A 22475-nucleotide genomic window follows, 5' to 3' on the forward strand; every position below is an offset into this window, starting at 1 on the left:
GAAAATGCAGCTTAGTTTTGAAGGTGGAATGTTCGGAAAGGATCTCGGCACCGCCATCGATTATACGTTTCTGGATCTATCCTTTGACGATTCGGATTCCGATACGATCGAGCTGAGCCAGAACATTCTTGATGTCGCCAATGTCTGGGCAAAATTCAACTATAGCTACGATTTTTCCTTCGCCTTGCTTGGCACGGCCCATCTCGATCTCGGCAAGATCGAATCGTCGTTCGATCTCGAATCCAATGCGACCACATCGGACAGCGACCTGGCCCCCAACAGCAGCGCCTTCATCGATCTCTCCGGCTTTTCGCTCGGGGAGTCCGAAGACGGTGCCTTGTCTGCGACCGGCCCGAGCGCCGCTGAATCCTACGTCAAGATCGACCTGTCGACCTCCATCGAAGGATCGCTTTCAGCCGAAGTCGGATATGACTACGATATCGGCGTCGATTGGGGCGATGGAAGCACGACGCTGTTCGACACCGATTTCTCCGCCAGCCTCGACGAAACCATTTTCGAAGTGACCGCCGACATTCTTGGCGGCCTCGATGGCGAGATCTATGAACTTGATCTGGGGTTCGGCACCGTTGCGGCCGCCATTCCGGAATTCGAATATGATGAGGTTGAGCTCGTCGATGACGGCAGCCAGTTCGGCTCCTACCACCTGACCGGAAAATCAAGCCCTGTCGTGACCGCCGAAGTCGACCTCGACGCCTTCCTGCCCGTGCCCCTTTCGGTAGATGAATCGCTTGATCTCAGCGTCGTCTCCTTTACGGTGGAAACCGGCTTGCTCGATGCCAAGCTGGTCGGGACCGCCTCGATCGGCCAGGACATTACGGTGACGCCGGATGTCGAAGTGACGATGGAAACCAGTCTCGGCGAGACCGTGACCGGTGATCTCGGCGACAAGTTCGAATTCGAAACGCCGGAGGGCGAAGGTTCCTTCACCGTGACCGCCACCTACCAGCTGATGATGACGGTAACCGCAGTCACCTCGCTCGTCTTCGATGCATCGATCGACTGGCAGGTCGCCTATGGCAAGTTCGAGGCCGGCATCGATGTCGGCGTCTATCAGGACAAATGGGAAACCGGCTTCTCTGCCTTCGAAAGCTCGGAACCGCTTACCGATGGCATTGCACTGGAACTCGCCAGCGACACCAGCGTCTATGAAGCCGGCAGTGCGACGGAAGAATTCACGCTTTACTACGAAAACTTCGTCACCGCCGCTTCGGGTGTCGTCCTCAACCTGACGACGCACCAGGTCTCGATCAAGGCCGGCACCGAAGACAATCAGATCAAAGGGAACGACCTCGCCAACAGCATCAATGGATATGACGGCAACGACACGATCAATGCCGGCAAGGGCGACGATACTGTTTACGGCGGCATCGGGGAGGACACGATCTTCGGCGGCAATGACAACGACATGCTTCTGGGTCGGATGGGTAGCGACACGATCAGCGGCGGCAGTGGAAACGACACCATTTTCGGCGGACGCGGCAAGGATATCCTCACCGGTGGCAAGGATGCCGATACGTTCCTCTTCGACGACGGCGGTTCGTTCAGCCAGCGCGATACGATCACCGATTTCCGCGCCAAGCAGGGTGATTTGATTGACCTGTCGCAGATCGATGCCGATGCCAACCTGACCGACGATCAGGCCTTCACGTTCATCGACACGGATGCCTTCAGCGGCCAGGCTGGGGAACTGCGGATACAGTTCACCAAGGGTGAAGGATTGACGGTGTTCGCCGATATGGATGGCGATGGCCGCGCCGATGGCTCGATTTTCCTCGAAGGCATCCGCTCGATTACGGCCGATCAGTTCGTACTCTGATCAAGCAGGGCGACCGGCGCAGTCACTGCACCGGTCGCCTCTTCATTCCGCGGCCTCGTCGCGCACCTGTGCGGCCATCTGAAGCTCGACCTGCAGTTCGTAACGATAGCCTTCCAGCATCTGGTAGGCATGTTCGATCATCTCGATCTGGCGCTCGGTTTTGCGGATCGCATCCGCGATCGTTTCGCTGCGGGCCCTGAGCATCGATCCCAGAACATCGCTGCCGCTCTTGCCGCCCAGACGGTCGATATGCTGGCGTACCCGGTTGCGGTGGCGTTCAAGCTCCAGAATATGAATACGGTTCTTGACGATATCGTCGGACAGCGATCGCCGCATGGCGGAGACCGGATCGAAACTGCCGGGCTCACGTTCGTCGAGAATGACGTCATTGACAAGCCGTTCAAGTAGTTTCACGCCTTCGAGATCCTTCGGATCCGCCAGTTCCGGATCATATCCGGTGTCATCGAAGATGCGTCGACGCACAGGATCCCGCAGGAGATCATAGGCCACCTGCAGCCGGGCGAATGTGTCTGCGTCGCCGCCGGTGTCCGGATGGGCGCCTTTGGCAGCCTTTCTCCAGGCCTCGCGAATGGCGGGCTCCTGAGCATCGCGTTCAAGCCCGAGAAGGCTGTAGGGATCCATCAAACTTCGCACCCTCATTTCAATTCGTCACGATCGCGAACGGCAGACTCTTCGGGCGACCATGGCTTAACTCATTGATTTCAATGAACCGCATCGCATCAGAGCAACATAGCCGGATCTGTGTACCCCCTCGGACAGGACCCGACAAGCCTCTCGCCACCAACCGCACCTTATTCACGGTGCCACGACAAAATTGTGGAGATCCGGCCGCATTTCACAGGTGAAAAGACGCCTACACCGTTAATTTTCGTCAACCGAGATGAACAGGATATGACTCTTTGCAATCAGAATTTGGCAATTGTTAACCATATTTGGCGACATTAGCGTCAGGTATTGCGTCTCCCTCAACAATCATTCCCGATAACGGGTTCCTTTTCGAGACGAAGATTCAATGACAAGCATAATTACAAACAACCCGGCGACTGCAGCGCTTGCAACCCTGCGCGGCATCAGTTCGCAACTCGAAGATTCCCAGAACAGGATCTCCACCGGCTATCGCGTCGAAACCGCCAAGAACAACGCCGCCTACTGGTCGATCGCAACCACAATGCGCTCCGATACGGCTGCAATCTCGGCCGTTCGCGATGCGCTGGCACTTGGTGCGGCAACGGCGGACACCGCCTATTCCGGCCTGTCGCAGGCGGCGGACCTGCTGGCTGAGGTCAAGTCCCGGCTGGTGGCGGCACGCGAACCCGGCGTCGACCGCGGCAAGGTCGGTACCGAAATCGAGGAACTCAAGAACCAGCTGATGAGCACGGCCACCTCGGCGACCTTCAATGCCCAGAACTGGGTCTATTACGAAAAGTCCGACAGCCCCTGGCTGACCGGCGTCAAGGAAGTGGTTGGCGCCTTCAACCGCAATTCCGACAATACCGTTTCCGTCAAGGTGCTCGAATATGGTTCCAACAGCGTGACCGCCCTCGATCCGCCCTTCGCGCTCATCGATGCGTCGGATGCGACCCATGGCGAATTCGGCATCCTGACATCGGAACGCTATTCGGTTGCACTTGGCCAGACGACCGGCTGGATCATGCTCGATATGGGGACGCGCTCGAACAGCTACTCATCCGCAACCCTGCCGCAGCAGGAGATCACCCTCACCTCAGCAACGACCGATGCAGAACTTACCGAGATGCTCGATGTCGTCGATGCGATGCTGCTCGATGTGACCGACGTCGCAGGCACCCTTGGCGCACTCGCCACCCGCATCAACATGCAGAGCGAATTTGCCGACGATCTGACCGATACGATCGACAAGGGCGTTGGCCGCCTGGTGGATGCCGACATGAACGCGGAATCGACCCGGCTCAAGGTTCTGCAGGGTCAGCAGTCGCTCGGCCTGACATCGCTTTCGATTGCGAACTCCAATCCGCAATCGGTGCTCAAGCTACTGCAGTAACACCGAGATCGGCGCCCCGTGCGGTGGCGCCGATGACTTCTTCGAAGGCACGCGCGATCACCTCTGGCCCGGCACCGGGCCGAACCGCATCGGTCGACAGGATCTGCCGGTAGCGCCGGGCGCCATCCACGCCGGCAAAAAGGCCAAGCATCGGCTTGGTTACCGCATTGAGGCGTCCGCCGCCCACAAGCCAGCTCTCCGCATAATCCATCATCCGGTCGCGCACATGGTTCCAGTCGATTGGCCGTGCCGGTTCGCCATAGACCCGGTGATCGACCTCTCCCAGAAGGGCGGCATTATGCCAGGCTGCGCGGCCAAGCATGACGCCATCCATGTGAGAAAGATGTTCAACCGCCTGATCGAGATCGGCAATTCCCCCGTTCAAGCCAATGAATCGACTCGGAAAACGCTTCTTGAGCCTGTAGGCGCGATCGTAATCGAGCGGCGGGATTTCGCGGTTCTCGCGCGGCGACAATCCTTTAAGCCAGGCCTTGCGGGCATGGACCCACAGCGCATCGGCACCAGCAGCAAACACCTTGTCAGCAAGCGTATCGAGAGCGATTTCGGGATCCTGCTCATCGACGCCGATCCGGCATTTGACCGTGACAGGCACGGACGAAACCGTCTTCATGGCCGCCACGCATTCGGCAACCAGATCCGGCGTCAACATCAGACAGGCACCGAACGTGCCCGACTGAACGCGATCTGACGGGCAGCCGACATTGAGGTTGATCTCGTCATAGCCGTAATCAGCACTCACGCGCACGGCGTCCACAAGCTTCGCCGGATCGGAACCGCCCAACTGCAGGGCAATCGGATGTTCGGACGGATCGTAGGCAAGCAGCCGGTCGCGCGGCCCATGGATGGCCGCATCCGCAACCACCATTTCCGTGTAAAGCAGCGCCTTGTGCGACAACAGTCGGTGCAGGTAGCGGCAGTGCCGATCGGTCCAGTCGAGCATCGGCGCGACGGCAAAAATCTTTGCCTTGTCCGCCAGGGCCGCCGCGTACATGGAAGGCCTCAATGGGCCGCCGGCATACCGCTCTTGAGCAGCGGTATGTTCGGCAGCGTATGACCGAGAACCTGATCGGCACCCTCATAGATCATGCGGATCGCGACATAGAGAATGACAAGCAGGCCGACCCAGGCGATCCAGCGGAAGCGGTGGAGAAGCTTGGCGATGGCGGCCGAGGCAGCCCCCATCAGCACGACCGACAGGCCAAGGCCGAAAATTAGCGCGGTCGGATGTTCGCGCGCGGCACCGGCGACGGCCAGCACGTTGTCGAGCGACATCGACACATCGGCGACAATGATCTGGAACACCGCATCCTTGAGCGTCTTGGTTCCGGCCTGGCCGGCAACCTTGCCGTCCCGGTTCTCGTCCTGATCGCTGAGTGCCTCCTCGGCGTCGGCAATGTCTTCCGGCTTGACCGTCAGTTCGCGATACATCTTCCAGGACACCCAGAGCAGCAGGATACCGCCGATGAGGATCAGGCCGATGATCTGCATCAGCTCTGTGGCGATGATCGCAAAGAAGATACGCAGGACGGTGGCGGCGAGAATACCGATCAGGATCGCCTTGCGGCGAAGCTCGGGAGCCAGGCCAGCCGCGGCGAGGCCGATGACAATGGCATTGTCTGCCGCAAGCACGAGGTCGATCATGACAACCTGAGCGAAGGCTGCGAAAGCAGCATAGTCCAAACCAAACATAATCTTCTCGTCAAAAATGGGAAATCGGCTCAGTCGCCCGAGATAACCAGCCAATTGGACGAAATCCTCCGATGAGTCAACCTTCTACGAAAGTCGATCGTCGCAGGCTCGACACGGATGGAGGTTGTTCTTTCAGACGAACAAGGCGAAAGTGAAGGCTCGGCTGTGCAAAAACATCATGCGAGCCTTGCGGATTTGCTCAGGCCTGTTTCTATCCGTGCAAACAGGAGGACCGACCATGCCGCTTTATTCTCTCGACGACACCCGCCCCACCCTGCCCGACGACGACCGCTACTGGGTGGCGCCGGATGCCCATGTGATCGGCAATGTTGTGATCGGCGCCGATTGCGGCATCTGGTTCGGCTCTGTCTTGCGCGGCGACAACGAACCGATCGTCCTCGGCGAAGGCACGAATATCCAGGAAGGAACGATGATCCATACCGATCCGGGCCAGCCGGTCACGATCGGCAAGGGTTGCACCATCGGTCACCACGCCATCATCCATGGCTGCACCATCGGCGACAATTCTCTCGTCGGTATGGGAGCGACTGTCCTCAACGGCGCCAGGATCGGCAACAACTGCCTGATCGGCGCCAACGCCCTGGTCACCGAGGGCAAGGAGTTTCCAGACAATTCCCTGATCGTCGGCTCGCCCGCCCGTGTGGTCCGCACGCTCGACGAGGCAGCAGTGGAAGGACTGAAACGCTCTGCGGCGAGTTACATCGCCAACTGGAAGCGTTTCAGGAGTGGCTTGAAACAACTTTGAGCGGCCGGTGCGCCACGTCGGCGAGCTGTTCGAGCACCGCCGACGCCGTCATCGGACGGCCGAAATGATATCCTTGCGCATAGCCGCAACCGAGACGCTGCAGGATGGTGACCTGTTCGATCGTCTCAACGCCTTCCGCCGTGGTCTTCATGCCGAGATCGCGGCAGAGATTGGTCACCGCCCTCACGATTGCCAGTGATTCCGGATTGTCGGACAGATCGCGGAGGAAACTCTGGTCGATCTTGATCCGGTCGAACGGGAACTTGCGGATATAGCTCAGCGACGAGTAGCCGGTACCGAAATCGTCCATCGCAAAGCTGACGCCGAGCGCCTTGAGCTGGGCCAGGATCATCATCGTATGATCGCTGTCGTTGAGGAAGACGCCTTCGGTGATTTCCAGCATTAGCCGTTCGCAGGGCAGACCGGATTTCGAAAGTGCCGAGGCAACGGCCAACGGCAGGCCGACGCCACCGAACTGGATCGGCGAAATGTTCACCGACACGACGATATGGCTCGGCCAGGTCATGGCGATACGGCAGGCCTCATCGAGGATCCAGCTGCCGAGTTCGTGGATAAGACCGGCTTCTTCCGCGACCGGGATGAAATCGGCGGGCGAAACGAAGCCGCGCGTCGGATGGTGCCAGCGGACCAAGGCCTCGTAGCCCGAGATCGAGCCGGAGGCGATATGGACCATCGGCTGGAAGTAAAGTTCGAACTGGTTGAGCTGGATAGCCTCGCGAAGATCGCGTTCCATCGCCTGGAAATCGCGCATGCGCCGGTCCATGTCCGCTTCGAAGAAACGGAACTGCCCCCGACCCTCCTGCTTGGCGCAATAAAGTGCCAGATCGGCATTCTTGAGCAACTCGTCGGGGTCATTGCCATCCCGAGGATGGATGGCAACGCCGATCGATGTTCCAATATTGATATGATGGCCGCAGATGTCGAACGGCTCCGAGATCTTGCGGATGATCTCCGACGAGAGCGTATCGATGCAGCTCTCGTTTTCCTTGATGACGTGGAACACCGCAAACTCATCGCCGCCGAGACGGGCTGCGAAACTGTCCTCGTTGAGGCAGGACTTGAGCCGGTTGGCCACTTCGACCAGAAGCGCGTCACCGATCGGATGACCGAGCGTATCGTTGACGATCTTGAACCGGTCGAGATCGAGGAAGAGCAGCGCCGCCTGCCGGCTCGATGATCCCGATTCCAGATAGCGGGCGACATGATTGCGGAACAGAGTGCGGTTCGCCAGACCCGTCAGACTGTCATGCAGGGCGAGATGGGCGATCCGGTCGTCTGCCGATTTCTTCTCGGTAATGTCTTCGTGAGTAACCACATAACCGCCATCCGCAAGCGGCATCACAGTCATGGTCATGAAACGACCGTCATCGAGTTCGACGAGGCGCTGCTTGGTCGACCGCCCGTCGACAATGGCCGGAGAGACCACTTCATCCGAAATGACCTTGCGGACGCCAGCACCCTTGCTGCGGCAAAGGGCGATGAAATCCGGTACTGTCATGCCCTGGATTTCGTTGGCGGACCCCAGATGGTAATGCGAGGCCAGCTGCCGGTTCGCCACCACGATCCGGCCGGTCGCATCGAGCATGTAAAGCCCCTGCGGCATGTTCTCGATCGCACCATGAAGACGATCGCGCTGCATGGCGATTTCGGCCTGCGACGCTTCCTGAAGCTGCAGGCGCGCATCGGCCAGGGCCTGGAATGTCTGGGCAAACTGGTTGGCAAGGTCGCCGATCTCATCGCCGCGTTTCAGAAGCACTTCATCGACCGGCTTGGTATCGCCCGTCAGCCTCTGGCCAAGCCGACTGACATTTCCGGTCAGAAGTTCGAGCGGCTTGGTAACGGCGGATTTGAAGTACCAGCCGATGATGAGCGCAAGAATCGCCGAAATGAACACACCGGCAGCGATCTCCCAGATTGCGATCAGCGCATAGCGCTCCGTCTTCATCTGAGCATTGCGGTTGATGCGCTGGGCGACATCCATGATGTTGAGGAGAGCGACCGAATATTGCCCCTGCTCGCGCTGCAGGCGGGTGACGAGGCTCTCCTTTTCGCGTTCGTTCTTGATCAGATCAAAAAAGGAGGAGAACAGCGATTCCGGACCATCATAGAGGAGATACCGGGTGTTGTAGGCCTGCGCCAGCATGCGATTGTAGTCGAGCGTCCGGTCATGCTCGGCAAAATGCGGCCGCAACTCGCGGATGGAGGATTCCAACGAGGATGTTCGCACGCGATAGGATTTCAGTTTGCGCTCGAGATCAAACTGCTTGGTGACGCCTTCAAGATCGACATGCGCCATGTTGATCTCGGACATGTAGAGCTTGATGCGATAAAAATCGCGCAGCCGCTTCTGGATCACCATGGCCGAGAGTTTCGCCTCGGCGGCATCCAGGGTCGGAACATCCGGCAAGTTCATGCCGGACTTCGTCGCTTTGTTCCAGTAACCTGAAAGACTGCTCTCAATCTCCAGGACATTCGTGGAGGCAATAATCGCAATTTCGCCGGTCGAGGTTTTCAGACCCGCTTCCGCCGATGAAAGCTGCGCCCGCAGCGCCGTGTTGCGATGGCAGACATCCAGCAACGCCTTGCGCGTCCGGAAGATCTTCTGGCCGGAGAATTCGTAACGCCCCAGTTCCGCTTGCGCATCGGCCTGTTTCGCCAGCGGCTTAAGCGCATCGAGCTTCCGGCCCTGGCTTACTTCGGAATCGTTGAGAAATCGGGCCGCACCTTCAAGACCCGCACAATTCTTCATGACAGGGTCGAAAACCGATTGCAGCTTCTGATAGCTCTCGGACAGCGATATGGCACCAATCAGCAGGGGGGACGCGGCTTCGACCGAAAAATTGACGGAATTGCCGACTTCACGCACATTGAAAACCGCAACGGCACCGGAAACCATGCCGGAAATGAGGGTGAGCCCCATACCGAGCAGGATCTTGTGGCGAAACCTGAGCCCGACCTTGTTGAAGAAGGGCTGGCGCCAATCAGATTCTCTATCGTTCATAGCCGATCCCGCGTCAGGCGTCTGATCACAATCGTTGCGTAAGAAAAGTATGATTGAGAACTTTAAAATGAATTAAGAGGAACGCGCATATATAGCCCGCCAGAACCACAGATTGCAGCTTGGTTTAAATCGCCTTACGTTTTGCGACTGTCAGTGGTTACAACTGCACACGACGCAGTCTCAATGCATTGCTGATGACCGAAACCGACGACAGACTCATGGCGGCGGCGGCAACCATCGGCGACAGAAGCGAGCCGGTAAACGGATAGAGAAGGCCGGCCGCCAGGGGAACGCCGACGGCATTGTAGGCGAAGGCGAAGAACAGGTTCTGCTTGATGTTGGCGATGGTGGCATAGGCCAGCCGGCGCGCGCGCAAAACACCGGAAAGATCGCCCTTGACGAGGGTGATGCCTGCACTCTTGAGCGCCACATCTGCACCGGTCCCCATGGCGATACCGACATCGGCTGCCGCGAGCGCCGGGGCATCATTGACCCCGTCGCCAGCCATAACCACGACATGACCTTCCGATTTGAGACGATCGATCAACGCTTTCTTGCCATCCGGCATAAGGCCGGCATGGATCTCGCGGATGCCAAGGCGGCTTGCGACATGGTTGGCGGTTGCGGCATTGTCGCCTGTCGCCATGACGATGCGCATGCCGGCTGCGGTGAGAGCGTCCACAAGCGCCTTCGCTTCGTCCTTGACCGGATCGTTGACCGCAATCAGCGCGGCTGCGACACCATCGATGGCGCAGAAGATGACCGTATGGCCGAGCGCACGCTTGACCGCAGCATCCTCCTGGAAATCCGCAATCGATATCCCCGCGTCCGCCATCATGGCATCATTGCCGAGCATGACCCGCCGGCCCGAAACCGTGCCGGTGACGCCCTTTCCGGTGACCGCCTTGAAATCCTCGACCGGAAACAAGGTTGCACCGCGCGCCTTTGCCCCCTCGACAATCGCATCGCCGAGCGGATGTTCGGATCCGTTTTCGAGCGAGGCCGCAAGCCCCAATGCTTCCAGCGAATGAACGCCGGGAGCGGGCACCACGCTTTCAAGCGCAGGGAGCCCGCGCGTCAGCGTCCCGGTCTTATCGACGACAAGCGTATCGGCCTTGGCGAGGCGTTCGAGGCTTGAAGCTTCGCGGACGAGCACGCCCGCCTCGGCACCGCGACCGGTCGCCGTCATCACCGAAACCGGTGTGGCGAGACCGAGCGCACAAGGGCAAGCAATGATGAGGACAGAAACCGCAGCGACCAGCGCATAGACGATAGAAGGCGACGGACCAAACAGCAGCCAGGCAAAGAAGGCCAGTACAGAAACACCTGCGACGGTGGGAACGAACCAGGCGGAAACCCGATCGGCCAGCTTCTGGATCGGCGCCCGCGACCGTTGCGCTTCGGCGACCAGTTGCACGATCCGGCTCAGCAGCATATCGGCGCCGACATGGCCGGCACGCATGACGAATTGACCCGACCGGTTCAGCGTACCGCCGGTGACCTTGCTGCCGGCACTCTTTTCGACTGGCAGCGGCTCACCGGTGATCATGCTTTCATCGACCGGCGAATGACCCTCGGTCACCTCGCCATCGACTGGAACGGCCTCGCCGGGACGCACCCGCAAGAGATCGCCCGGCAGGATATTTTCAAGTGGTGCGTCGAATTCGGTCCCGTCGGGCTGGATGCGGCGGGCCGTTTTCGGCGCCAGCCGGCTCAGCGCCCGGATTGCCTCTCCGGTTCTGTCGCGCGCCCGCAGTTCGAGAATCTGGCCGAGAAAGACAAGCGCGATGATGACGGCCGCCGCTTCGAAATAGACCGGTACATCGCCGCCATGTCCGGCGATGTCATGCGGGAAGATCTGTGGCACGAGGGTGGCGACGACACTGTAACCAAAGGCTGCCGAAACGCCGAGCATGATCAGCGTCCACATATTGTAGTGGCCCGTCCGGAGCGACATCCAGCCGCGTTCGAAGAAGGGCTTGGCAGCCCAGAGCACCACGGGGGCTGCAAGCGCCATTTCCAGGAAAGAGGACAGGCGATGGCCGATCCAGTCGCGGATCGGCAGGCCGAGCATCGGTCCCATCGACAAGATGACGAGCGGAACTGCCAGAGCGAGCGAGAGCTTGAACCGGCGCGTGAAATCGACAAGTTCCGGGTTTGGGCCTTCGCTCGCCGTCGGGTTCATCGGCTCGAGCGCCATGCCGCAGATCGGGCAGGCACCGGGCTCCGACCGGATGATTTCAGGATCCATCGGGCAGGTATATTGCGTCGCCGCCTTGGCCTGCTTCGGCTTGTTCTTCGAATGACCGGAGAGATAGAACCAGGGATCGGCCGAAAAGCGGGCTTTGCACTTCGGATTGCAGAAATGATATTCGGTACCTTCATGGACGAGGCTCGGCTTGCCGATACCGAGCTTGACCTTCATGCCGCAGACCGGATCGATGGCAATCGGCGTATCTCCTCCCTCGCCCGGAGCGGCGGCGGAATCGAACAGGGGGCCGGTGACCGACTCGATCATGTTGTGCATGCTAACCTCGGAAGCCTTGAATCATGACATAGGACGCAAACTATCTTTATGCACCCTATGACGTCTTGATACAAATCAAGAGACGCTTACGAGCAGGCGCGGCACAGGCCGCGGATTTCTATCGTTGTCTTCTCTGCCTTGAAGTGGCTGGCCATCTGCCACTCCTGCAGCCGCACATCGATGGCTTGATCATGAAATTCGTTGACCTGACCACAGGCATTGCAGATCGCAAAGGCCGTCACGCCATGGCTATGGTGATCGTGATCATGCTGGTGCGAACAGGCGACGAAGGCATTGAGGCTCTCGAGCCGGTGAACGAGGCCGAGCGCCTGCAGCTTCTCCAGCGCCCGGTAAACCTGCAGCGGAGCCCGGAAACCATCACCGCGCAACCTGTCGAGCAGGTCATAGGCGCTCTGTGGCGCCGAGGCACCGTTGAGCGCATTGAGAACCAGCGTCTGGTTACGGGTCAGATCTACGTTGGATTTCATGACTTGTCTCCACGGATCGCATTGGCCGCCGAACCCGATGGGAGCCGGATCAGGCTCAGGACGAACAGGAAAAGCGCGGCAACGACGATCGAAGGTCCCGATGGCGTATCGAATTGCAGCGAGCCGAACAGACCACCCACCACCGCCACAACCCCGATGAAGGCCGCCATCACCGCCATGACTTCCGGAGAAGCCGCGAAGCGGCGGGCAGCAGCGGCCGGGATGATGAGCAGCGAGGTGATGAGGAGAATGCCGACGATCTTCATGGCGATGGCAATGACGAGCGCAAGAAGCAGCATGAAATAGAGCCGGGCCCGAGCCGGCTTCATGCCTTCGGCTTCGGCGATGTCTTCCGACACGGTAGCGGCGACCAGCGGTCGCCAGATCGAGACGAGCGCCACCAGCACCAGAATGCCACCACCCCAGATGATATCGATATCGCCTTTGCCGACCGCCAGAATATCGCCGAACAGGAAGCCGACGAGATCGACCCGCACCCAGGTCATGAAGGCAAGCAGGACCAGACCGACCGAGAGCGCCGCATGCGACAGGATGCCTAAAAGCGCATCGGCCGACAAAGAGCCGATCCGCTGCAGAAACAGCAACAGCACCGACACAAGCGAAGCGACGATGAAGACGGCCACCATGAGATTGAGATCGAAAAGCAGCGAAAGCGCCACGCCCAGAAGCGCCGAATGGGCCATCGTATCGCCGAAATAGGACATGCGCCGCCAAATGATGAAACAGCCGAGCGGTCCGGTCGTCAGCGCAATGCCAATCCCGGCGACGATGGCGCGGGTGAAGAAATCATCGAGCATCGTTGTTGCCCTTCTGAAGCGCGTCTGACCGCGTCAATCGGCTGTGATCGTGACCGCAGCCGCAGTCCGGCCCATGGATATGGTCATCCGCAACCGCAGCCCCATGATGGTGCCCATCCCCGGGCGTACAATGATCCGTCACGGTTCCATCCGCATGCAACACGCGCCCGTCGGGCAGGTGGGTATGGTCGTGATGGTGGCTGTAAAGCGCAAGCGCGCCCGAGGCCCGGGCGCCGAACAGGCGCTGATATTCACTGCTCTGCGAGACGATCTCCGGTGTGCCGCGGCAGCAGACATGCCCATTGAGGCAGATGACCGTATCGGTGGCCGCCATCACGACATGCAGATCATGCGAAATCAGGAGAATGCCGCAGCCGATGCGATCACGGATGGTGCTGATCAATTCATAGAGGGCGATCTCTCCGTTGAAATCGACACCCTGAACAGGCTCGTCGAGAACGAGGAGATCCGGCTTGCGGGCAATGGCACGCGCCAAGAGCGCGCGCTGGAACTCGCCGCCCGACAGATCCTGCACCTCCGCCTTCGCAAGGTGGGAAATGCCCGTCTCGGCAAGCGCCGCCGCGATTTCCCTCTTCGTCAGCGTGCCGGTAAGCGTCATCAGCCGCTCGACCGCGAGCGGCATAGTGCGGTCGATCTGCATTTTCTGCGGCACATAGCCGACCCGCAGGCCGGGGCGAATGTCAACACTGCCTTCATCCGGCTTCAGGAGGCCGATTGCCATGCGGGCGCTCGTGGATTTGCCCGAACCGTTGGGACCGATAAGCGTGACGATCTCCCCGCGCGTGACATCGAAGCTGACGCCACGAACAAGCCAGCGGCCCTTGCGCCGGATGCCGGCATCGTCAAGACGGACAAGCCGCTCCTGCTGCCGTGCTGCAGGCATGGTGGACTCAAGCATGGTTTTTCCTCATCGGGTCTTGGCACCGGCTATGCCATACGTTATAGCGTTACGCAATTTATGTAATAACATAACAATGCAAAACAAGTGAGGATCTCATGTCCAACCGCTTCACGACTGCTCTTCTTGCCGCCACGATCCTGGCGGCTCTTCCCCTCACCGCCTCCGCGGCGCCGCGGGTGATTACCTCCATCAAGCCGATCCATTCGCTCGCAGCCGCCATCATGAAAGGCGTCGGAGAACCGGGCCTGATCGTCGAAGGCGCGGCTTCGCCGCACACCTATTCCATGAAGCCATCCGATGCCGAACGGTTGCAGGATGCCGAGATCGTTTTCTGGGTAGGCCATGGGCTTGAGGGCTTTCTTGAGAAGCCGCTCGAAACCCTGGGCAGCAAGGCGACGATTGTGGAGCTTGAGGATGTTCCCGGCATGACCCGGCTGAAATTCCGCGAAGGTGGCCCGTTTGAAGCCCATGACCATGGCGACGAAGAGCACCACGAGGAAGCCGCAGGCCATGATCATGAGGCTGAAACGGCCGAGGCCGGGCACGACCATGAGGCAGAGGGACACGAGCACGATCATCACGAGAGCGAGTTCGACATGCATTCGTGGCTGTCGATACCGAATGCCAAGGCCATGGCAACCGCGATGGAACAGACGCTGGCAAAAGCTGATCCCGCCAATGCATCCGCCTATGCGGCAAACCTGAAAGCGCTCGACGCGCGGCTCGATGCGCTCGCCAAGGATATCGAAAAGACCATCGCGCCGGTCAAGGACAAGCCCTTCGTGGTTTTCCACGACGCTTACCAGTATTTCGAACATGATTTCGGCGTCAAAGTCGCGGGCTCGATCACCGTCAGCCCGGAAACCATGCCGGGCGCCGACCGTATCCGCCAGATCCACGCCAAGGTCGCGGAACTCAAGGCGACCTGCGTGTTCGCAGAACCCCAGTTCGAACCCAAGCTGATCAATGTCGTGATCGAGGGAACCGATGCACGTTCCGGCACGCTCGATCCGGAAGGCGGCTCGCTTGTGCCCGGCGAAAACCTGTATTTCGACCTGATGCAGGGCATTGCGACGAACCTTGCCGCTTGCCTCGGCAAGTGAACGCAGGCGGTTCGTGATCACGATGGGCCGGCATCAACAGGCGAGCCGGCCCGATCCCCTCTCAGCCCTTCTCTCAAGCCCGGTCTTCTGACACTCTCCCATCGATTGGCCCTGATTCCGCTCGGGGCGGGGCGGAAGGCGACGATGGGTGAGTTTCTAGAGCAGGCACAGAATGCCTTCGACAGGCAGGATTGGGATGCGACCTTCCATGCCCTCAACGCGGCCATGCAATCGGATGAGGCGCGCGATCCGTCGGTCTTCGCCCTTCTCGGCAAGACACTCGAACGGCACGGCATGGTATCGGAAGCCGCCGATGCGTTCGAAACCGCAGCCAGTCTCGACAAAGATGGCGGCTTTGCCCATCTCAAGGCTGCTGCACTCGCCGGCCAGACTGCCGGGCTGAACGATCGTGCGCTGAGCATTGCCATTCGGGCCAATCGGCTCGATCCGGCCGACGCCGATCTCATTTTCCTCATTGCAAACGCGCTGCATCAAAGGGGCGAGACCGAATTGCTCGCCCATTTCCGCAATCGTCTGACAGCAAGCGATGTTGCGGAACATCTGCTGCTGGCGCGCGAACTGATCGGCCACGAGAACCGCAATCCCTACAATCTCGTCCTTCACCGCAAACTTGCGGATCTCTTTCCGGACGATCCTTTCATCCGCTTCCGGCTGATGGCAATCGCGCGCGAATTCTGCGATTTCGCCACCATCGAGGCCTGCGAGACATGGCAGGCGCTTTGCCTGAGCGACGGTCGGGAGGATGTCTTTGCTGCCGAAACGCCCTATGCCAACCTGCTCCACATCGCAGACGAACGGCTGAACCGGCTTGCGACCAACAACCGCGATCTGAAAGCGCCACCCCGGCCTGCGGCAATTGAAGAGCGCCGTACGCGACGCCATATCTGGCAGGACAGGATCCGGATCGGCTATCTCTCCGGGGATTTTGCCAGCACCCATGCCACGATGCGGCTGTTGCGGCGCGTGCTCGAAATCCACGATCGCGATCGTTTCGACATCACCCTCTATTGTTACACGCCGGCCGAGCTCGTGGCGGCCGACGATGGCGGGCGAAGCCAATGGGGCCGCATCGTTCCGATCGGACACCTCAACGATCAGGAAGCGGCCCGACAGATCCGCGCCGACGGCATCGATATCCTCGTCGATCTCAAGGGCCATACAGGCGGCTCACGATGCCAGATCCTCAATCTTGGCCCGGCGCCGCTGCAGATGGCCTGGCTCGGTTTTCCCGGCTCCACCGTCAATGTCGATCTCGACTATGTGATCGGCGATCGGGTGGTGCTGCCTGAAACGGCCCGCCCCTTCTATCATGAGAAATTCCTGCGACTGCCGCATTCCTATCAACCGAACGACCCGATCCACCGGCCACGCAGCCCGGCGATGGTGAGACATGCTCTCGGCCTGCCGGAAAACAGCTTCATCTTTGCGAGCTTCAACGCCCAGCGGAAGATCACGCCCGAGACGTTTGCGCTCTGGATGACCATTCTCGCCCGGGTGCCGAATTCCGTTCTCTGGGCAATGGTGGAGGGCCGACCGGCACGCTGCAACCTGACCGACCGGGCCGCCGGATTTGGCATCGAACCCGAGAGGCTGATCTTTGCCGAAAATGCCGACTATGCGGACCATATTGGCCGCCTGCAGGCAGCCGATCTCGGACTGGACACCTTTCCCTATAACGGACACACGACAACATCCGACATGCTCTGGGCCGGCCTGCCGGTTGTCACCCGCAGGGGCACGAACTTCGCCTCTCGCGTCTCGGAAAGTCTCCTGAACGCCGTTGGCCTTCCTCAACTGGTTGCCGAAACCGAAGCGGCCATGATCGAGCTGGCCGTTGGGCTTGCCTCGCAAAAGACGATGTTGGCGGAAATGCGCGACCGCCTGATTTCGACACGCGATCAGGCGCCGCTTTTCGACGCGGAAACCTTCTGTCGCTATCTCGAGAGCGGCTATTTACTGGCATACGAATGCCGCAGAAAAGGTCTTGCACCAATCGATCTCGACGTTGCTTTGACAATGCGTGGTTGACGGCACTTGAGCCGAAATTCTACCATCATTTTATCAGCGAATCAGAAAGGAAACGCCCTGATGAAGACCACTCTCAAGACTTCCACAATCGTCGCTCTTTCCATGGCCTTCGGCATTGTTGCCGGTGCTGGCGTGACCGCGATTGCTGCCAACCAGCCGAACATGCGTTCTGCGCTCGATCACCTGACCGCTGCAGACGCCTTCCTGGCAAAGGCCAGCGACAACAAGGGTGGTCACCGGGTAAAGGCACGCCAGCTGATCAGCCTGGCAATTGCAGAAGTAAAGGCTGGCATCCGCTTCGCCAACTGATCTTTTCTTATTGGAATATTAGAAGCCCGGCTCGCGCCGGGCTTTTTCGTTTCAGAGCGGTTGGTAGGAAAAGGATTCGAAATCAGCCGGATGGCCCGATCCGGTAATGTCGAAGGCGAACATGCCAACAAAGGCACCGGTGAAGGAACCATGTTCGCCGACGCCGCCCTCATCGGATACGACTCCGCCATCGAGCACCGGACCGGCCGGGGTCCAGTCTTTGTCCCCTTCCCGCTTCCAGAAGAATTGCGCGTCATTGTCGATAACCTCGACCGCAAGATGGAGGCGTCCATCGCCAATGCCGAGACCGCTGCCGATCGGGAAGGAAAGTCTTCCATGCGGATAATCGCCCGGGCAGGACAGGATCGTCAGGCAACGACCGAGTTTCTCATGGAGCGTGATACCGAGCGCGTGGAACTTGAAGCGATTGTAGTAATGGGTCAGGCCCGCCATCTGCTGGTAGGTATCAGCCGTGAAATCGACAGTGGTTTCGGCACGGAACCGATGATGCTCCTGGCGCCGCGCAACCAGCGAAAACTCATACCAAGAACCGATGCTCTCGCGGCCATAAAGGCGCAAGTGTCCCGGCCGCGCCGAAAGCGAGAACAGGCGCTCGGGTTCCGGCGTCCTGAGCCACTGGAACTCCGCCGACAGTTCGGGGCCGGTGAAAATGGCATGGCTTGCCGGCGGGCTCACCGTTACAGCGTCGGTCGGCCCTTCGACGGAGACGGCGGGCACCAGCCCGCCATGGGCGAGCCTGAGCCATCCATCCGCACCCCAGACACATTTCTGGATCGCGGTTTCGCGGCCGAGCGTGCAACGTTTCTGCGGAGGCAGCGGCCGGCCGCAAAGATGGGTGACATAGGGTATGCCGGCGGGCGTCTCCACATATTGGCCGTGCCCTGCCCTTTGCAGGGTTGCGTCAGGTGCATCCTTCGAGGTCAGAAGATACTTGTCCGGATGCAGCTCATAAGGTCCGGTCACCGAGCGCGACCGGCCCATGGCAATCGCATGCTCGTAACCGGTGCCGCCTTCGGCTGCCGTGATGTAGTACCAGCCATCCTTCCGGAAGAGATGGGCACCTTCGACCAGACCGAGTTCGGTGCCGCCGAAGATGTTATGGACCGGCCCGATCAGACGCCGGTTCGCCGCATCCCATTCCTGGCAGAGAATACCGTCAAAATGGCTGTTGCTGCCGATCGTGTTATGGGCTTCCGGCCGGTGGTTCCATTGCATCTGCAGGAAGTATTTGCGGCCATCCTCGTCGTGAAAGAGCGATGGATCGAAGCCGGAAGAATTCACATAGACCGGATCCGACCACGGCCCTTCGATTGACGGTGCCGTGACGATGTAGTTATGCGCATCCTTGAAATTGCCGTCGAAGCGCTTGACGTCAGTATAGACCAACCAGAACAGGCCGTCGGCATAGGAGAGGCACGGCGCCCAGATGCCACAGGAATCCGGATTGCCCCGCATGTCGAGCTGGCTCTTGCGATTGAGCGGCCGCGTGACAAGCTGCCAGTTGGCGAGATCGCGTGAATGGTGGATCTGAACGCCCGGATACCATTCGAAGGTCGAGGTGGCGATATAGTAATCGTCGCCGACCCGGCAGATCGACGGATCCGGATTGAAGCCCGGCAGGATGGGATTTTGGATCATGGACGTCTCCTCCTAAAATGCGGCACGTACATCAAGGCTGATCTGAAAAGACCCGGGCACTTGGCCCGGGCCTATTGTTCATGGTGGCGGTGTCAATCCCGCTCGGCGGATTTGGCCCACAGATTGATATCGGCTTCGCGGGCGTAAAGGTCGATCTCGGCCAGTTCCTCGGCCGTGAAGTCGGCATTGTCGAGCGCCTTGACGCAATCGATGATCTGCGAGGAGCGGCTGGCGCCAATCAGGGCCGAAGTAATGCGTCCACCCCGCAACACCCAGGCAATCGCCATCTGCGCCAGTGTCTGGCCACGTCTTTGCGCGATCCCATCGAGCTTGCGGATATTGTCGATGATCTCCGGACGAATGAAATCGCGCTTGAGGAAATGGTTCTGCGCCGCGCGACTGTCTTCGGGGATGCCGCCCAGATACTTGGTCGTCAGCATGCCCTGGGCGAGCGGCGAAAAGACAATCGAACCGATGCCGAGATCATCGAGCGTGTCGATCAGCCCATCATCCTCAACCCAGCGGTTGAGCATGGAATAGCTCGGCTGGTGGATGAGGCATGGCGTGCCGAGATCCTTGAGGATCGCGGCGGCTTCGCGGGTGCGCTGGGAATTGTAGGAGGAAATGCCGACATAGAGCGCGCGACCGGACCGCACGATATGATCGAGCGCACCCATCGTTTCTTCCAGCGGCGTTTCCGGATCGAAGCGGTGCGAATAGAAGATGTCGACATAATCGAGCCCCATACGCTTGAGGCTCTGGTCGCAGGAGGCGATGAGATACTTGCGGCTGCCCCATTCGCCATAGGGACCGGGCCACATGTCGTAACCGGCCTTTGACGAAATGATCATCTCGTCGCGATGGGAAGCCAAATCGGTTCTCAGGATCTCGCCGAACGCCTCTTCGGCGCTGCCGGCCGGCGGACCATAATTGTTGGCGAGATCGAAATGGGTGATACCGAGATCGAAGGCTGTGCGGCACATGTCGAGCTTGCGCTCATGGGCGGTGTCATGGCCGAAATTGTGCCAGAGACCGAGCGAAATCGCCGGCAGTTTCAACCCGCTCCTGCCCAGGCGATTGTACTTCATCTGATCGTAGCGGTTTTCGGCGGCCTGCCAGGTCATGTGGGTCTCCAAGGTGTCTACCTCTCCCCTTGCGGGAGAGGATACGAAGGCTAGGTGAACGAAGTGAACCTTTAGCCGAAGTTGGTGAGGGGTGAAACCAACGGCGTGATACCCCTCACCAAGTAAGTCCAAGCGATCGGCTGCGCCTCTCGCGGACTTGCTATCCTCTCCCGCAAGGGGAGAGGAAATGCTAACGCAGCAATGCCTTGGCATCCTCGATGCCGAAGGCGGCCGGCTGGGTGCAGGTGGTGACGATATCAATCGCCTTGCCTTCCTCGGCGGCGCGCAGGATCGAGGTCAGCACGTCGACCGTATGGAGCGAGCGGTCGAGCGAGCAGCGATAGTCGCCACCCTCCGCGACAGCCCGCATCATGTCGGCGAGACCCGCGCCACGATAGTTCGGCGACGTGCCCCAGCTCGAGGTGAAGTTGGGCTGCGTCAACGGATGATCCCAAACCTCGACTTCCTTCGGCTGCCGATCGGTGCCCGCCACCTCGACCTTGCCGCCGAAGAAATTCGGATCCGGCACGAAGATGGCGCCATCGGTGCCGTAGAGTTCCATATTCTGATGCCGGTGCGCCCACACATCCCAGCTCGCCATCAGCGCAATCTGGGCACCCGAATGGAATTCCAGAATGGCGTGGATGTTGGTGGCCACCACCACCGGCACATTCTCGCCGTTGCGCGGACCGTTGGTGATCGTGCGCTCGGTCTTGGCGCGGTTGGCGAGAGCAACGACGCGTTTGACCGGTCCGATCAGGTTGACGAGATTGTTGACGTAATAGGGACCCATATCGAGGATCGGGCCGCCGCCGGGCTGGAAGAAGAAATCCGGGTTCGGATGCCACATTTCCATGCCCGGTCCGAGCACATGCGCTGTGCCGGACATGATCTTGCCGATCTGGCCGCTATCGATGATGTTGCGGGCAAACTGGTGCGAGCCGCCGAGATAGGTATCGGGTGCGGAACCGACCTTGAGACCCTTGGCATCGGCTATCCGGCGCAGATCCTCGCCCTGTGCGATCGTCAGCACGAAGGGCTTTTCGGAATAGACATGCTTGCCGGCTTCGAGCGCCCGCTTGGAGACCGGATAATGCGCCTCCGGAATGGTCAGATTGACGACGACATCGACCGCCGGATTGGCAAGGAGATCGGCGATCTCCTGCGCGTCGACGCCATAAAGCTCTGCCTTTGCCTTGGCCGCCGCCATGTTGATATCGGTGCAGGCAACGACCTTCAGGTTCTTGTAGAGCGGGATGAGTTTGAAATAGGCATCGGAAATGTTTCCGCAGCCGATGATGCCAACGCCAAATTCCTTGGTCATGGTCAGGGTCCTCAAAGCGATTTGATGGTTTCGATCGAACGGCGGGCGCAGCGTTCAAGATCGTTCGGATTGTCATGCTCGACGACGAAATGGCGAGCCTTGGTGGATTTGACCGCCTGCCAGAGATTTGCCCAGCCGACGATACCGTGACCGACATCGGCCCAGCCGCCCTCATCCTCCGCCTCGCCCTTGGGCGCAATGTCCTTCACATGCACGGATGTGATGCGATCCTTGTAGTCGTTGATGAATTTCAACGGATCGGCTCCGCCGCGGACAACCCAGGCCAGATCCATCTCCCAGGAAAGATCGGGACCGGCCTCGAAGATCCGGTCATGCGGCAGCGAGCCATCCGCCAGCGGCTGGAATTCGAAATCATGGTTGTGCCAGCCGAATTCGAAACCGGCATCACGGAACGGCCGCGACGCTTTCGCAAGACGGGCGCCGAACGCCTTCCAGCCTTCCGCATCGGTGGGGCGCTGGTCCGGCATCAGATAGGGGCAATAGATCGAATCCATGCCGAGCGTTTTTGCGATCGAGATCATGCGATCGGTCTCGTTCTCGAGCTGGTCGATGCCGAAATGGCCGGTCGCCATCCTGAGGCCGTTGGCATCGAGATCGGCCTTGAGTGCGGCAATGCCGGCCTCGTCCATCGGACCATAGATGCCGCCAAAGCCCTCGACTTCGCCATAGCCGAGCGACGAGAGCAGTTTGAAGACATCGCCAAGCGGCGGATAGTTGCGGGCGCTGTAAAGCTGGAAGGAGACGAGTGTCATGGG

18 protein-coding genes are annotated in these 22475 nt (G+C 59.7%); 6 read left to right on the forward strand and 12 right to left on the reverse strand.

The genetic code is table 11. The features are described from left to right. Positions 1–4: 4 nt before the first annotated feature. Positions 5–1837, forward strand: coding sequence for a calcium-binding protein (locus Q4481_RS04675; protein WP_304375154.1), 1833 nt, complete (start codon positions 5–7; stop codon positions 1835–1837). A gap of 42 nt (positions 1838–1879) precedes the next feature. Here the strand turns inward: Q4481_RS04675 and Q4481_RS04680 are convergent, their stop codons facing one another. Then, positions 1880–2497, reverse strand: coding sequence for a J domain-containing protein (locus Q4481_RS04680; RefSeq protein ID WP_304375155.1), 618 nt, complete (start codon positions 2495–2497; stop codon positions 1880–1882). A gap of 373 nt (positions 2498–2870) precedes the next feature. Between Q4481_RS04680 and Q4481_RS04685 the strand changes: the two genes are divergently transcribed. Continuing rightward, a complete protein-coding gene (locus Q4481_RS04685; protein WP_304375156.1) occupies positions 2871–3878 on the forward strand; it encodes a flagellin N-terminal helical domain-containing protein in 1008 nt (335 codons plus the stop codon). Here the strand turns inward: Q4481_RS04685 and dusA are convergent. Further along, on the reverse strand, positions 3862–4890 hold the full coding sequence (gene dusA, locus Q4481_RS04690) for a tRNA dihydrouridine(20/20a) synthase DusA (protein WP_304375157.1): 1029 nt from the start codon (positions 4888–4890) through the stop codon (positions 3862–3864). The genes Q4481_RS04685 and dusA overlap by 17 nt on opposite strands. 8 nt (positions 4891–4898) lie before the next feature. Beyond that, positions 4899–5588, reverse strand: coding sequence for a TerC family protein (locus Q4481_RS04695; RefSeq protein ID WP_304375158.1), 690 nt, complete (start codon positions 5586–5588; stop codon positions 4899–4901). Positions 5589–5826: 238 nt separating this feature from the next. Here Q4481_RS04695 and Q4481_RS04700 point away from each other — a divergent pair, with 238 nt between their 5' ends. Continuing rightward, positions 5827–6354: a gamma carbonic anhydrase family protein gene (locus Q4481_RS04700; protein ID WP_304375159.1), complete on the forward strand. Its 528-nt coding sequence runs from the start codon at positions 5827–5829 to the stop codon at positions 6352–6354. On the opposite strand, the gene Q4481_RS04705 is transcribed toward Q4481_RS04700, so the two are convergent. The 5 genes from Q4481_RS04705 to Q4481_RS04725 all read right to left on the reverse strand — a co-directional run bounded on the left by Q4481_RS04705 (position 6329) and on the right by Q4481_RS04725 (position 14113). Continuing rightward, entirely contained in the window at positions 6329–9376 is a 3048-nt protein-coding gene (locus Q4481_RS04705) for an EAL domain-containing protein (RefSeq protein WP_304375160.1), read from the reverse strand. The two genes, Q4481_RS04700 and Q4481_RS04705, sit on opposite strands and share 26 nt — an antisense overlap. Before the next feature lie 157 nt (positions 9377–9533). Then, entirely contained in the window at positions 9534–11894 is a 2361-nt protein-coding gene (locus Q4481_RS04710; RefSeq protein WP_304375161.1) for a heavy metal translocating P-type ATPase, read from the reverse strand. Between the two features lie 95 nt (positions 11895–11989). After that, positions 11990–12391 (reverse strand): Fur family transcriptional regulator, encoded by a 402-nt coding sequence (locus Q4481_RS04715; RefSeq protein WP_304375162.1) that lies wholly within the window; start codon positions 12389–12391, stop codon positions 11990–11992. Further along, a complete protein-coding gene (locus tag Q4481_RS04720; RefSeq protein WP_304375163.1) occupies positions 12388–13209 on the reverse strand; it encodes a metal ABC transporter permease in 822 nt (273 codons plus the stop codon). Before Q4481_RS04720 ends, Q4481_RS04715 begins: the two co-directional genes overlap by 4 nt. Continuing rightward, entirely contained in the window at positions 13199–14113 is a 915-nt protein-coding gene (locus Q4481_RS04725; RefSeq protein ID WP_304375191.1) for an ATP-binding cassette domain-containing protein, read from the reverse strand. The genes Q4481_RS04720 and Q4481_RS04725 overlap by 11 nt, the downstream gene beginning before the upstream one ends. 113 nt (positions 14114–14226) lie before the next feature. Between Q4481_RS04725 and znuA the strand changes: the two genes are divergently transcribed. From znuA to Q4481_RS04740, 3 genes are all read left to right on the forward strand, one after another. Further along, positions 14227–15234, forward strand: a complete 1008-nt coding sequence (gene znuA / locus Q4481_RS04730) for a zinc ABC transporter substrate-binding protein ZnuA (protein WP_304375164.1) — start codon at positions 14227–14229, stop codon at positions 15232–15234. A gap of 144 nt (positions 15235–15378) precedes the next feature. After that, on the forward strand, positions 15379–17283 hold the full coding sequence (locus Q4481_RS04735) for an O-linked N-acetylglucosamine transferase, SPINDLY family protein (RefSeq protein WP_304375165.1): 1905 nt from the start codon (positions 15379–15381) through the stop codon (positions 17281–17283). A 60-nt stretch (positions 17284–17343) separates the two neighbouring features. Continuing rightward, positions 17344–17592: a hypothetical protein gene (locus Q4481_RS04740; RefSeq protein ID WP_304375166.1), complete on the forward strand. Its 249-nt coding sequence runs from the start codon at positions 17344–17346 to the stop codon at positions 17590–17592. A 51-nt stretch (positions 17593–17643) separates the two neighbouring features. Here Q4481_RS04740 and Q4481_RS04745 read toward each other — a convergent pair whose 3' ends face one another. The 4 genes from Q4481_RS04745 to Q4481_RS04760 form a co-directional block, all read right to left on the reverse strand. Further along, positions 17644–19251, reverse strand: coding sequence for a glycoside hydrolase family 43 protein (locus tag Q4481_RS04745; RefSeq protein ID WP_304375167.1), 1608 nt, complete (start codon positions 19249–19251; stop codon positions 17644–17646). Positions 19252–19343: 92 nt separating this feature from the next. Then, positions 19344–20375, reverse strand: coding sequence for an L-glyceraldehyde 3-phosphate reductase (gene mgrA / locus Q4481_RS04750; RefSeq protein WP_304375168.1), 1032 nt, complete (start codon positions 20373–20375; stop codon positions 19344–19346). 190 nt (positions 20376–20565) lie between these two features. Continuing rightward, on the reverse strand, positions 20566–21699 hold the full coding sequence (locus Q4481_RS04755) for a Gfo/Idh/MocA family protein (protein ID WP_304375169.1): 1134 nt from the start codon (positions 21697–21699) through the stop codon (positions 20566–20568). Positions 21700–21710: 11 nt separating this feature from the next. Further along, complete coding sequence (locus Q4481_RS04760; protein WP_304375170.1) at positions 21711–22472, reverse strand: sugar phosphate isomerase/epimerase family protein; 762 nt, start codon at positions 22470–22472, stop codon at positions 21711–21713. Between the last annotated feature and the right edge of the window lie 3 nt (positions 22473–22475).

This window comes from Fluviirhizobium alvei, from assembly GCF_030551875.1.
In the GTDB taxonomy this organism is placed as follows: Bacteria; Pseudomonadota; Alphaproteobacteria; order Rhizobiales; family Rhizobiaceae; genus Rhizobium_E; species Rhizobium_E alvei.

What these genes read in the sequence shown, in the direction of transcription:
- Q4481_RS04735 (WP_304375165.1), top strand. Translation starts at nt 15,379, where the DNA reads ATGGGTGAGTTTCTAGAGCAGGCACAGAATGCCTTCGACAGGCAGGAT.
- Q4481_RS04760 (WP_304375170.1), bottom strand. Translation starts at nt 22,472, where the DNA reads ATGACACTCGTCTCCTTCCAGCTTTACAGCGCCCGCAACTATCCGCCG.
- znuA (WP_304375164.1), top strand. Translation starts at nt 14,227, where the DNA reads ATGTCCAACCGCTTCACGACTGCTCTTCTTGCCGCCACGATCCTGGCG.
- Q4481_RS04695 (WP_304375158.1), bottom strand. Translation starts at nt 5,588, where the DNA reads ATGTTTGGTTTGGACTATGCTGCTTTCGCAGCCTTCGCTCAGGTTGTC.
- Q4481_RS04755 (WP_304375169.1), bottom strand. Translation starts at nt 21,699, where the DNA reads ATGACCAAGGAATTTGGCGTTGGCATCATCGGCTGCGGAAACATTTCC.
- Q4481_RS04700 (WP_304375159.1), top strand. Translation starts at nt 5,827, where the DNA reads ATGCCGCTTTATTCTCTCGACGACACCCGCCCCACCCTGCCCGACGAC.
- Q4481_RS04745 (WP_304375167.1), bottom strand. Translation starts at nt 19,251, where the DNA reads ATGATCCAAAATCCCATCCTGCCGGGCTTCAATCCGGATCCGTCGATC.
- Q4481_RS04675 (WP_304375154.1), top strand. Translation starts at nt 5, where the DNA reads ATGCAGCTTAGTTTTGAAGGTGGAATGTTCGGAAAGGATCTCGGCACC.
- Q4481_RS04680 (WP_304375155.1), bottom strand. Translation starts at nt 2,497, where the DNA reads ATGAGGGTGCGAAGTTTGATGGATCCCTACAGCCTTCTCGGGCTTGAA.
- Q4481_RS04720 (WP_304375163.1), bottom strand. Translation starts at nt 13,209, where the DNA reads ATGCTCGATGATTTCTTCACCCGCGCCATCGTCGCCGGGATTGGCATT.
- Q4481_RS04725 (WP_304375191.1), bottom strand. Translation starts at nt 14,113, where the DNA reads ATGCCTGCAGCACGGCAGCAGGAGCGGCTTGTCCGTCTTGACGATGCC.
- Q4481_RS04715 (WP_304375162.1), bottom strand. Translation starts at nt 12,391, where the DNA reads ATGAAATCCAACGTAGATCTGACCCGTAACCAGACGCTGGTTCTCAAT.
- Q4481_RS04710 (WP_304375161.1), bottom strand. Translation starts at nt 11,894, where the DNA reads ATGATCGAGTCGGTCACCGGCCCCCTGTTCGATTCCGCCGCCGCTCCG.
- Q4481_RS04740 (WP_304375166.1), top strand. Translation starts at nt 17,344, where the DNA reads ATGAAGACCACTCTCAAGACTTCCACAATCGTCGCTCTTTCCATGGCC.
- dusA (WP_304375157.1), bottom strand. Translation starts at nt 4,890, where the DNA reads ATGTACGCGGCGGCCCTGGCGGACAAGGCAAAGATTTTTGCCGTCGCG.
- mgrA (WP_304375168.1), bottom strand. Translation starts at nt 20,375, where the DNA reads ATGACCTGGCAGGCCGCCGAAAACCGCTACGATCAGATGAAGTACAAT.
- Q4481_RS04705 (WP_304375160.1), bottom strand. Translation starts at nt 9,376, where the DNA reads ATGAACGATAGAGAATCTGATTGGCGCCAGCCCTTCTTCAACAAGGTC.
- Q4481_RS04685 (WP_304375156.1), top strand. Translation starts at nt 2,871, where the DNA reads ATGACAAGCATAATTACAAACAACCCGGCGACTGCAGCGCTTGCAACC.